Annotated in this window: 10 protein-coding genes; 4 read left to right on the top strand and 6 right to left on the bottom strand. The window is 44.0% G+C overall.

Features of this window, described 5'->3' with window-relative positions; translation table 11 throughout:
* Positions 1-200 precede the first annotated feature (200 nt).
* From VEZ01S_RS08635 to nrfB, 5 genes are all read right to left on the bottom strand, one after another.
* On the bottom strand, positions 201-623 hold the full coding sequence (locus VEZ01S_RS08635; protein WP_021713648.1) for a cytochrome c-type biogenesis protein: 423 nt from the start codon (positions 621-623) through the stop codon (positions 201-203).
* Positions 620-2,653 (bottom strand): heme lyase CcmF/NrfE family subunit, encoded by a 2,034-nt coding sequence (locus tag VEZ01S_RS08630; protein ID WP_235868462.1) that lies wholly within the window; start codon positions 2,651-2,653, stop codon positions 620-622. The genes VEZ01S_RS08635 and VEZ01S_RS08630 overlap by 4 nt, the downstream gene beginning before the upstream one ends.
* A 91-nt stretch (positions 2,654-2,744) precedes the next feature.
* Positions 2,745-3,692 carry a cytochrome c nitrite reductase subunit NrfD gene (nrfD, locus tag VEZ01S_RS08625; RefSeq protein ID WP_021713646.1) on the bottom strand — a complete coding sequence of 316 codons (948 nt, stop codon included), beginning with the start codon at positions 3,690-3,692 and terminating at the stop codon, positions 2,745-2,747.
* Between the two features lies 1 nt (position 3,693).
* Positions 3,694-4,380 (bottom strand): cytochrome c nitrite reductase Fe-S protein, encoded by a 687-nt coding sequence (gene nrfC / locus VEZ01S_RS08620; RefSeq protein ID WP_021713645.1) that lies wholly within the window; start codon positions 4,378-4,380, stop codon positions 3,694-3,696.
* 8 nt (positions 4,381-4,388) lie between these two features.
* The gene (nrfB, locus tag VEZ01S_RS08615; RefSeq protein WP_021713644.1) at positions 4,389-4,973 is read right to left on the bottom strand and encodes a cytochrome c nitrite reductase pentaheme subunit; all 585 of its coding nucleotides are present in this window, start codon (positions 4,971-4,973) and stop codon (positions 4,389-4,391) included.
* A 490-nt stretch (positions 4,974-5,463) separates the two neighbouring features.
* Between nrfB and nrfA the strand changes: the two genes are divergently transcribed.
* The 4 genes from nrfA (at position 5,464) to VEZ01S_RS08595 (ending at position 10,036) form a co-directional block, all read left to right on the top strand.
* Positions 5,464-6,888: an ammonia-forming nitrite reductase cytochrome c552 subunit gene (nrfA, locus tag VEZ01S_RS08610; protein WP_021713643.1), complete on the top strand. Its 1,425-nt coding sequence runs from the start codon at positions 5,464-5,466 to the stop codon at positions 6,886-6,888.
* A 114-nt stretch (positions 6,889-7,002) separates the two neighbouring features.
* Complete coding sequence (locus VEZ01S_RS08605) at positions 7,003-7,638, top strand: TPR domain-containing protein (RefSeq protein WP_021713642.1); 636 nt, start codon at positions 7,003-7,005, stop codon at positions 7,636-7,638.
* Between the two features lie 211 nt (positions 7,639-7,849).
* A complete protein-coding gene (locus tag VEZ01S_RS08600; protein WP_021713641.1) occupies positions 7,850-9,211 on the top strand; it encodes an APC family permease in 1,362 nt (453 codons plus the stop codon).
* 216 nt (positions 9,212-9,427) lie between these two features.
* Positions 9,428-10,036, top strand: coding sequence for an acetate uptake transporter (locus VEZ01S_RS08595; RefSeq protein ID WP_021713640.1), 609 nt, complete (start codon positions 9,428-9,430; stop codon positions 10,034-10,036).
* A 128-nt stretch (positions 10,037-10,164) separates the two neighbouring features.
* Here VEZ01S_RS08595 and VEZ01S_RS08590 read toward each other — a convergent pair whose 3' ends face one another.
* Complete coding sequence (locus VEZ01S_RS08590; RefSeq protein WP_021713639.1) at positions 10,165-11,358, bottom strand: DEAD/DEAH box helicase; 1,194 nt, start codon at positions 11,356-11,358, stop codon at positions 10,165-10,167.
* Between the last annotated feature and the right edge of the window lie 121 nt (positions 11,359-11,479).

The following is an 11,479-nucleotide window of genomic DNA, read 5'->3' as shown; positions in this document are numbered from 1 at the left end:
CTCTTCCTCTAAAGAGAGCCTTTGCTCAGCCTTCGGGCTGAGCTTTTTGTGTTTGGGGTTTAGCTAATTCAGATGCAATCTATTTATGTACCAGTCTTAACCTTTCTCCGAGCTTAGAACCATCGCCACTTTCAAAAAAACTCGAACTATGAAGATACCTAAAGCAACCACTCCAGTTTTAGAACAGGTTTTAAATAACCCTACTCTTTCCCCAACCGCTGAATATGCCTCACCATAAAACCAAACATCCCGACTGCAAGTAGCAACGGAATCCCCCACAACAAAGCATTTTTTAAGCTCATGCTGGGTTGATATAAAACGTGCTCTCCGTATCGCGCTACCATGTACTGTTTAACTTCGGCTTCGCTACTACCCGCTTTAATCAGCTCAAACACTCGTAAACGAATGTCTTTCGCGACCGCTGAATTGGACTCGATTAAATTTTGATTTTGGCACATTGGGCAGCGAAGTGTTTTGGCTAGATGAATCGCCTGCTTTTGCTGAGCGACAGAATCAAACTCAAATAAATCGACGGGATGTGAAATGGATTGATACCCCGATGCCATGCTGACGTTAAGCATGGCTGTTATTAACAAAATCCCAAAACCTAACAGCCATTTCATGCTTGATACTCCTTGGCTACTTTGGTTTGAGTGAACCATTGCTTTACTAATACGCCTCTTCCAAGTAGCCCTACTCCTGCGACAATGGTCAATACTGCGCCTAATAATATCCAACGGATGAAGGCTTTAAACTGCATTCTGACGGCGTAGTGCTGAGTATCGAGTTTTTCGCCAAGGGTGAGATACACATCGCCATCTAAAAATGGGGTTAGTGATGGCTCGGTCATATTCATCACTCGCACTGAGTAATAGCGTTTTTCTGGCAATGCGATATGCGTTTGACCATTAGGGGCGGTAATTTCGACCACTCCTTGCTCGGCAGTATAGTTGCTGGCGATATACAGCTTGGTGTTTTGATAGTGGATTTGATAGTCACCAAATTGAACTTGGCTGTTTGGGCCTAACTTTGCGGTGAGTTCATAGGAATAAAAGCTGTTCATGCTAGCGCCGAATGCCAATATAGCGACTCCAATATGCGCCATAGACACCAGATACACTTTGTATTTATACACCTGTTTTCTTACGCGAAAACAGCGCGCAATATGAGTAAAGCTCATCCACATTGCCGCCCATGTGGTTAATAAAGCCCAAGCAGACCAAGAGGCAGAGACGTGGCTGTTTCTATGAATGTACATCTGCAAAAAGAACACGCTTAATACGCCGCAAAAGATAAGCGAACCCAACAGAAACTTTACCGGGAATGCGCCCGATTGTGCTTGCCATTTAACTAGCGGGCTAAACCCCATCACAATTAATGCCAGTATAGTTAATGGACCAAACAGTAGATTGAAATACGGCGCGCCGACTGAGATATTGCCTAAGCCAAACAGCTGATAAAGCATAGGATAAAAAGTGCCTAGCAACACAATTGCTGTGGCTAACACCAATAGATTAATCGACACTAATATCAAAAAGTTTTTACTGGCAAAATGCGTGATGGCATTGGATTTTACGTAATGTACTCGCGCTACCAGCAAGCCATAAGCACTGATAAATACCAGACTTAAAATAGCCAACAGCGCCAGACCTTTACTTGGGTCAACCGCAAAAGCATGCACTGAGGTTAGCACCCCTGAGCGTACAATAAAGGTACCTAAAATACTTAGACAGAAAGTGACAATAGCCAATACAAAGGTAAACACCTTTAGCTGACCTTGCTTGCGACTTGCCATCACCGAGTGCAGTAATGCGGTCGCGGTTAACCACGGCAACAATGAAGCATTTTCGACCGGGTCCCAAAACCACCATCCGCCCCAACCGAGCTCATAATACGCCCACGCCGCACCTACTAAGATCCCGGCACTTAAAAAGATCCATGCTAATAACGCATGTCGCGTCAGCCTTTCAAACACATCGCCTAAATTATCTAGTGCCAATAAATAGCCGCAGGTAAGCGCTAATACCGAAGAAAATCCGACATAGCCAATGTATAGCAGTGGCGGATGAATAATCAGCCCGATGTCTTGCAACATGGGATTAAGATCTCGCCCTTGCAGTGGCAAAACCTCATTTAAAACAAAAGGGTTGGAAGCAATTAAAGTAAACCAACTAAATATGGCCACCAGCAATAGCATCAGCCAACTTGCATGATAATCGCTGTCTTTCGTGTGTCGCCTAGAGACCAATACCGCCCACCCTGCTAGCACCAGTATCCAAAATAACATTGAGCCTTGATGCCCGCCCCAAGTGGCGGCAATTTTAAATGGCAAAGCTAAGGCACTGTTTGAATTGTCGGAGACATAGCTCAGTGAAAAATCATCACTGGCAAAGGCGTAAGCAAGCAAAGAGATAGAAATGGTCGATGCCAAAAAGGAAATCAAGGCAAACGAGCGCACTAAAGACTGTACCCACATTGAGCGATGCTGTGATGAAGAGTTACCGGATGGGTAATTCGCATGACCCGTTTTATCGGTTTGAAAGACTCGCCACTGCGCAACAGTATAGAGACCTACAGCAACGCCTGCGCTACTGACTATGGCAGTCAAGATCAAACAAAATAAGCCGAGGTTTGCTAGCATGGTCTCACTCATAGAAATAGGCCCAAGCCATTGAAGAAATTCAATTTATACCAATCAGTTATTAGCCAATATTGGGTATTGCTTGGGCATTTTTGGTATCGGTTTATATTACCGTCATTTGTCCTGCGTACAGCACAAATGTTCTCAGCATTAAGACACCGATCAAACTCAGGGTTGTCACCACTAAAATGAAGCCACGATTATGCTTGGTCGTTGCCGAACTAAAGTAGTTCATCGCCAGTGGCAAGAGCATTCCTATGCCCACAACCCCAAACCAGAACCAGTTCGACCAAAAGCCGCCACCGATGGCGTTCCATGCGGCCGCCTCATGTTGTCCACCTGCAAAAATAAGCCCAGTAAAAAAGGTCACCAGAACAAATAATTCAAACAACACTACAGGTCGCTCAAAGCTGTGAATCCAAGCCACACTTGGGCTGTAGACACTTTCTTTAAACAGCAAGATACCGAATAACAAACAGGCCGCAACGCCAGAGGACAAACTAGAGAACAAGAACAAAATCGGCAGTACAGGGTTATTTAGCATCGGATAGGTTTTCAGCGCCGATAATAAGAACCCAGTATAAGCGGCTAAGGCAATCGCCAAAAAGCCTAGTAACAGCTCCAAGCCATTTTCAAAGCGCTTACACTTGAGTAAAACGCCGTCAATAAACTGAAAGCGTCCACCTAAGAAGTTCATGATTTGGCTTCTGAAAATAATGCCAATCCAAACAAACAATACCGCCATATACACTTGGAATAACAACACGCCCATCGACATGACTGACGTTGGGTTGTAGTAAATCATGATTTTCCAAAAATCTAACGGCTTGGTTAGGTGGAATATCAGTATCAATAGTCCAAGGATAATGCCAATTGGCGCAATCCAAGCGATCGCTTTGATGATGCCATTTTGCGCCGCATCACCTTCTATCACTTTGCGTTTTAAATATAACCCGACGATGACAGCGCCCGCCGACATACCCGCTAAAAAGAGATAGATCGCAATGATCCAATCCCACACTAAAGAGTCGAAATGAAATGCACTACTCATGTTACACCTCCCCCTTATCAAACGGCACTTTGTAAAGCTGAGGTTTTGTGCCCAACGTTACTTTGTCACGATATACAGGCTTGTTTTTTATCGCCTGAGATATCGTGCTGTTTGCATCATTTAAATCACCAAAAACCAGGGCGCTCGTTGGACAGCTTTCAACACAAGCCGGTTGTTTGCCTTGCGCGAGGTTAGTGTCTCGACAAAAGTTACATTTGTCGGCCGCTTTGTTTTCAGGATGGAAGAAACGCACTTGATAAGGACATGCCGCTAAACAATAGCCACAGCCTACGCATTTATCTTTGTGTACATCTACAATGCCAGTTTTAGGGTCTTTATAAGCCGCGCCCGTAGGACACACATACACACAAGGGGCGTTTTCACAATGCTGACAGGAGTTTCGGGTAAAGCGATACTCGACATCAGGAAATTCGCCCATCGGGTCAGAACGATGGATATCTAAACGACTGACACCTTCTGGCACTTTATTCACTTCTCGGCAGGCATCGCTACAAGCGGTGCAACCGATACAGGCATTTTCATCGTGCAGCATGCCGTACTTAATGGCCGCTTCTTCTTCACCGCTGGCAAATGAGCGACGGCTTGATAATGCCGCGGTACCCGCTACGCCAGTAGTAAAGATGACGACACCCGCGCCGGTTATGAAGTTTCTTCTAGAACAACTCATATCATCTCCTACTCTTTGGCTTTGTGGTTGAAGTCTGAATGACAGTCCACACACATACCAACGATTGCCTTGTGGTCATGTGACAGCACCTTGGCATCGGTTCCATGAACCGTGTGGCAGTTTGAACAGGTGAGATTCTTAGCGTGTACGTCGTGCGTCCAGTTAGCTTCACGCAAACGTTCTGGCGTATGACAATCAGTACAAGCTGCGTTAGCTTCTAGAATCAGTTCTGGTGGTAGCTGATGCTTATCTGTCCCAGCGCGAGACTGTGCATCAGAATATTTGACGACGGTAGAGGCACCGTCTCTGTGATCCGGTCCTATGTTGCTATGACAATCGGTACAATTTACTTCTTTACCGACTTTATCAATAACGTTTTGCCCATGAGATTCAGCTAAAGTGTGTTTAGAATCCTTGTGACACTGAGTACATTTGTAGTCTTTGTCACGAGTGAACTCTACTTTAAAGCGTTCGGATGTCGCTGAATGGTTCTGGACACCATCATTGGCCAAAGCATTAATAGAATAACCAAATAGGCACAATGCGATTAGAGCTTTAAGCATCGTGGCTATGGTCAATTTAATATTGCCCATTGTATCCTTTCCTTAAATCGAAATATTTTTCTTATAAATATAATTCGACCATCAATTAACAACTCTCAGCCCAATTTACTTCAGGCTAAGTGCAATCAATTCTTATTTAGGATAAGCCACAACGCTTTATTTAATAATAACCTTCAATCACATCCTTCCCTAGTCCAATTGTGCATATTAGTGACCCACCCCTATTTTTATTTATTTTATATATTTGTGAGAAACCCCAGATAATTCATTAATTTACAAATAGCAATTAATCTCATCTAGAAGCGTAAATTCAGAATATTATATAAGTGTGAGTGCGATCTATAGCCATTTTTGATTAGGATCAACTTAGTTATGCTTGGCTGATATGAAATCAATCTTTTCATTTATACTTCGACTGTTGGCCGAATTAATGCATATTTTTTAATAAGGTCACCACCTCCAATTCTTTTTAGGAACCTGCCCCACAACGCAATTCATAAAATGAAAGTTTGGAGACAATATGGCGAACAAAAAATGGAAACTCGGTGTGTTAGCGCCCATAGCTTTGTTGGGGTTAATAACCCTCAATGCTTATGCGTCAACAGAACAAGAGCAGCGCTTTGATCCGCGTAATGCGGCATTTGAACAGGCTCATCCTGATCAATATCAAAGCTGGAAAGCCACCAGTGAAAGTGAACAACTGGAAGACGCTTTGGCAGAAGACCCTAATATGGTGATCTTATGGGCAGGCTATGGCTTTGCTAAAGATTACAATAAAGCGCGTGGTCACTTTTATGCGGTGGAAGATCTCAGAGAAACCTTGCGTACTGGCGGCCCAACGGACGGAGAATCTGGCCCTATGCCGATGGCATGTTGGAGCTGTAAAAGCCCTGACGTAGCGCGTTTAATTGATGAAGAAGGTGAAGACGGTTATTTTGCCGGCAAATGGGCTCGTTTAGGCGCAGAAGTGGTTAACCCTATTGGCTGTTCTGACTGCCACAATACCAAAAGTGATAAGTTCAAAAATGGTGAGCCTGAGCTAGCCTTAACGCGCCCTTATACAGAACGTGCGTTTAAAGCCATCGGCAAACCTTTTGAAGAGCAATCACGCTTAGATCAGCAAGCCGGTGTGTGTGCGCAATGTCACGTTGAATACTACTTTGATAAAAACGCTAACAATGCGGTTAAGTTCCCATGGGATATGGGCACCACCGTGGGTGAAATGGAAGTGTATTTCGACGCTATCGATTTTGCTGACTGGACACACGGCGTCTCTAAAGCGCCAATGCTAAAAGCACAGCATCCAGGTTATGAGACATGGCGAGACGGTATTCACGGCAAAAATAATGTTGTGTGTGTTGACTGTCATATGCCTAAAGTAGAAAACGAAGACGGCACTGTGTATACCGACCATAAGATTGGTAACCCATTTGATCGCTTTGAAGATACGTGTGCAAACTGTCATACCCAGAGCAAAGATCAGCTACAAAACATTGTGTCTACTCGCAAAGCTCAAGTACTAAGCATGAAGCTAACCGCAGAGAAACAAATAGTAGCGGCGCACTTTGAAGCGAAAGCGGCATGGGATGCAGGCGCAACTGAAGAAGAGATGAAGCCTATTTTAATGGATATTCGTCACGCTCAATGGCGTTGGGATTACGCTATCGCCTCACACGGCGTTCATATGCATGCTCCTGAAGTGGCGCTAGAAGTGCTTGGTACTGCGGTGGATAAAGCGGCTGATGCCCGAACTAAAGTGATTCGTTTACTAGCGAAGAAAGGCATTACTGACCCAATTCAAATACCAGACATTTCTACCAAAGAAAAAGCGCAAGCAGTGCTTGGTATGGATATGGAAGGAATGAAAGCGGAAAAAGAGCATTTCTTAAAAACGCTTGTGCCACAATGGGACGAAGAAGCTAAAAAACGCGAAGCAACTTACTAAGTTGTTGTATTAATAGACTAGGCTCCGACTCCTCGGAGCCTTTTCATACCTAGCACTGTCATTCAATGCTCTGGTATTCAGTTTTCAGACATCGCTATTAATAGGAGGGATCCAATGCTAATCACATATCTGGCGTTTATCGGTTTGGCATTGCTTGCCATCGCCATCCTTTATACTGTGTTGCGCACCGCGCGTCCTCAGCAAGCCAATTTGAAGCTGTCCGTTATGAGCGGTGTTTTGTTGTTTGCTTGTACTTTCGCTGTGTGGGCATTGATGCACGATCCTACGCCAAGCGTGCCAGTCGCCAAACAAATGCCGACTCTTGAGGAATTATTAGCAGAGAAACAACAGCAACTCACTTCATCGCCGAATGATCAACAGGCGTGGTTTGAGCTTGGACAGTTGTATATGGCGCAATATGAATTTGATTCCGCGAGCACCTGTTTTGACTATGCCATCAGACTGTCTACAACACCTTACGCTAGTCAATTTGCCGCCCTTGCTAGCGCACTTTACTATCAGCACTCGCAAACCATCACCCCAAATGTACAGCGTCTACTCGACATGACCTTAGAAATGGAACCTTTTAACGAAACCGCGTTACAGCTTATTGCATCTGATCACTTCCTTAGCGCTCGCTATTCACAAGCTATCGCTCATTGGACGATGATTTTAGATTCCAATCACTTAGGTGTAGACAGAGCCAAGGTTATCCGTCAAATTCAACAAGCCCAATCCTTTATTCGCTAGTTTTCGCCAACCAACCCGCACCACCATAAATGAAATCTAAGATTTAGCCGAATTAAAGTGCACCTTTGCTTCTATATGCTACCGCCGAAGGTATTGTGGCTCGCATTTTTTTTCATTAATTTAGACTGCACACCTTTATAAGGATTTTAATTATATTCTCGTCGCAAATGCGGTCGAGTATTTTGCTAGGTATTAATAGAGGTAATTTAAAGTGCACGAAAAGTTACAGCCTAAATACGGTTTAGGCACAGCGGTGTCACTCGTGGTTGGTATTGTGGTAGGTATCGGCATCTTCTTTAAAACAGGTCCTGTTTTAAGTGCGACAGGTGGTAATGGTACATACGCTGTTATTGCATGGGTTTTAGCGGCAGTATTAACGACTATCGCGGCCATGGTCATCTCAGAAATTGCGTCTATGGGTTCAAAAACCGGTGGACTGATGTCATTTAGTGAAACCGCATGGGGCGAACGCTTCGGTTTCTTTGTTGGTTGGGTACAAACGGTCATTTATATCCCGCTTATCCTAGCGGTTATTCTTTATTATTCAGCGGTATTTACTTGCGCGTTCTTGCAAGTTGACCCAACAACTCCGCTACTGGCAAGTCTTTGCGCGATATACTTCATTGTGATTGCTGGCGCGAACCTGCTTGCTGAGTCTTTAGGCGGATTCTTACAACGCGCTGCGACTATCATCAAACTTATTCCACTGCTGTCTATCGCAGTTTTTGGTTTTTTCTACCAAGGTGACGCTGTTGTAGCATCTGCTGATGCTGTAGCTTCAGTAACAGAAGTCAGCTTTGGTGTTGCTATTGCAGCTGCGCTAATCCCTGTGCTGTTTGCGTTAGATGGCTGGATATACGTGACCACTATCGCGCACGAAATCAAGAACCCACAACGCAACTTACCTCTGGCTATGGTCGGTGGTCTAGTGATTATCGGGTTGGTATACGTGACCTTCACTCTAGGTCTACTTTCAGTTGCTCAAGGCCCTGCATACGTAAATGGCGAAATGGGCGTTTCTCAAGTAGCAAACTTACTCTTCGGTGAAGGCCTAGGTCGAACACTATCACTGTTTATTGTTATTTCTGCACTGGGTGGTTTTAACGGTTTAATGCTTTTAGGCATGCGTATGCCCTACTCTCTTGCGATGCGTCGCAACTTTGCAGGCTCACAAGCTCTACTGTCAGTTTCGCCAAAAACCAACTTACCAGTACGTTCTGGCGTTACCATGCTAGCCGTTCTTGCTACTTACATGATCGTCGGCTTTGTATTGGTTACCACAGGAATTGAAAAAAATATTTTCGATTTGTACGGTGACTTACCGATTGCACTGATGTGGATCATCTACGCATCACTCTTCATCGGTGTATGGAGATTACGTGTTACTCAGCCAAATGCTCAGCGACTCATTCGCGTACCTGCACTGCCATTATTTGTCATTGTTGCAATCTGCGGAACAGGTTATGCGTTGTATGGATTTATTCCTTCGCACGTTACCTCATTTGCGCTGTCATGCTTGATTGCGGTACTAGGCTTCTTGGTATACGCAAAATCAACACCTCGCACAAACTGATCATTCATCATTGATCCTATAAAAAGGGAGCTCGTTACTGCGAGTTCCCTTTTTTATTTCTTGATAAAATGCCCATCTATCCTCTACTTCAAATACTCACTCATGCGCACATGCATATCGAAATCTTAGTTTGCATTTTCAGTGTTTTGTGATTCAGATCTACTCCTTTAAAATCCATGCCTAATTTTTACGCACTATTTTGAATAAGGTATATATATGTCAAACAAATTGGCCAATCCTGCTCCACTTGGACTTATGGGCTTTGGGATGACCACCGTCTTGCTTAACATCCACAATGCAGGTTTCTTTCCTATGGATTCAATGATCTTAGCGATGGGCATCTTCTATGGTGGCTTGAGCCAAGTGATTGTTGGCATTATGTGCTTTAAACGTGGCGATACTTTTGGAACAACAGCATTTACTTCATACGGCCTTTTCTGGCTAACACTTGTAGGCATCATTGTTATGCCTAGCATGGGTCAAGCAGCAAGCCCAGCAGGCTTCATGGCTTGGTTCCTTGTTTTATGGGGTATCTTCACAGGCTTTATGTTTATTGGTTCACTGCGCTACCCTGTCGCTAAGCAAGTTATCTTTGGTTCTCTAACGATCCTATTCTTCTTGCTTGCAGCGCACGAGTTCACTGGTAACCACACTATCGGCTTTGTAGCGGGTATTGAAGGTATCTTCTGTGGCGCATCAGCAATCTACTTTGCTATGGCTCAAGTGCTAAACGGTGAGTACGGTCGTACTATTCTACCTGTTGGTCGCCCTACTATCTCAGCAACAGTTGTCGCTTCTGACGCTACAGTTGCTACTGCAAAGTAAATACCAAACACGTGCAGCACCTACAGGCCTACACGTGAATGTTTTACTCTTGCTAAATCACAGATAATAAAAAGCTCTATAAGGAAAACCTTATAGAGCTTTTTTAATGTGCCTTAAGTGACTAAAGACTAATCTTTCGGCTCACGTTTATGCTTTGGCACATAATTGAGGATAGAAATCGGCACCTCTTTACGCGGTGCAAAACCTTCAATTTCACGCCTTTCAATTAAATGCCCAAGACGGCTTTCAATCATGCACAAGTTTTTAAAGTTGTCTTTTGATACAAATGAGATCGCTTCACCATTTTTATCTGCACGACCAGTACGTCCAATACGGTGTACATACTCATCTGCTGGGTAAGGTAAATCGTAGTTAATCACTCTTGGTAAATCGTGAATATCGATACCACGCGCACCTACGCCCGTAGCAATCATGTATTGGATCTTACCCGCTTTGAAATCATTAAGTAGTTGCGCGCGAATATGCTGGCTACGCCCACTATGAAAGGCTTCAGCGTGAATTCCTCGTTTTTCTAACTGCGCGGCAAGTTTGGCTGCACCATGCTTGGTTTCAATGAAGATCAACGCCTGTTCCCACTGATATTCATTAATCATATGTGCCAGTAACGCTGATTTTTTATCTTTATCGACGGTCACTAACCATTGCTCGATGTTTGACTTAGAAGCGCTGTGCTTACCAATAGAGATCTCTACCGCACTATCAATGGCACTTTTGGCGAGATCACGAACAGGATTAGATAATGTAGCGGAAAAGAGCAAGTTTTGAATGTCTTGCGGTAAACGAGCAATGATCTTATTGATGTCTTCAATAAAACCCATATCCAACATACGATCGGCTTCATCCAGCACCAATACTTCAACTTCTTCAAAGTACACCGCTTTTTGGCCGTAAAGATCGATTAAACGTCCTGGCGTAGAAACCAATACATCCACACCATCAACTAAGCCTTGCTTCTGAGGTTGATAATCAACCCCACCGAACATTGCCATTGACGTCAGTTTAGTTTCACTCGCATATTGCTTTATTTTTTCATCTACCTGAATAGCAAGCTCACGAGTTGGCACAACGATAAGCGCGCGAATGCGTTTTTTACGTTGCGTCTCACCTTTACTCAACATCTCTAGAATAGGCAACACAAAGCTGGCCGTTTTACCTGTCCCCGTCTGAGCGGCAGCAATAAGGTTTTTTCCTTCCAACACGATTGGAATTGCTTTTTGTTGAATGTCTGTGGGTTTGTCGTAACCCACCTTTCTGATTGCATCGAGAATAGGAGTACTTAAACCCAGCGTGGAAAATGACATAGATGACCTAATAGAAAGCATAAATTGATGGCGATATTACCACACAGCACTCATAGGATCAGGTATTGAAGGAAGAAGTATTGAAATTTACATTCCTGTTTAATGACAGGAATGTACTTTG

This window comes from Vibrio ezurae NBRC 102218 (assembly GCF_000467185.1).
Lineage (GTDB): Bacteria > Pseudomonadota > Gammaproteobacteria > Enterobacterales > Vibrionaceae > Vibrio > Vibrio ezurae.
The sequence above is the reverse complement of the archived record's forward strand: the minus strand, read 5'-3'. Positions and strand labels throughout refer to the sequence as shown.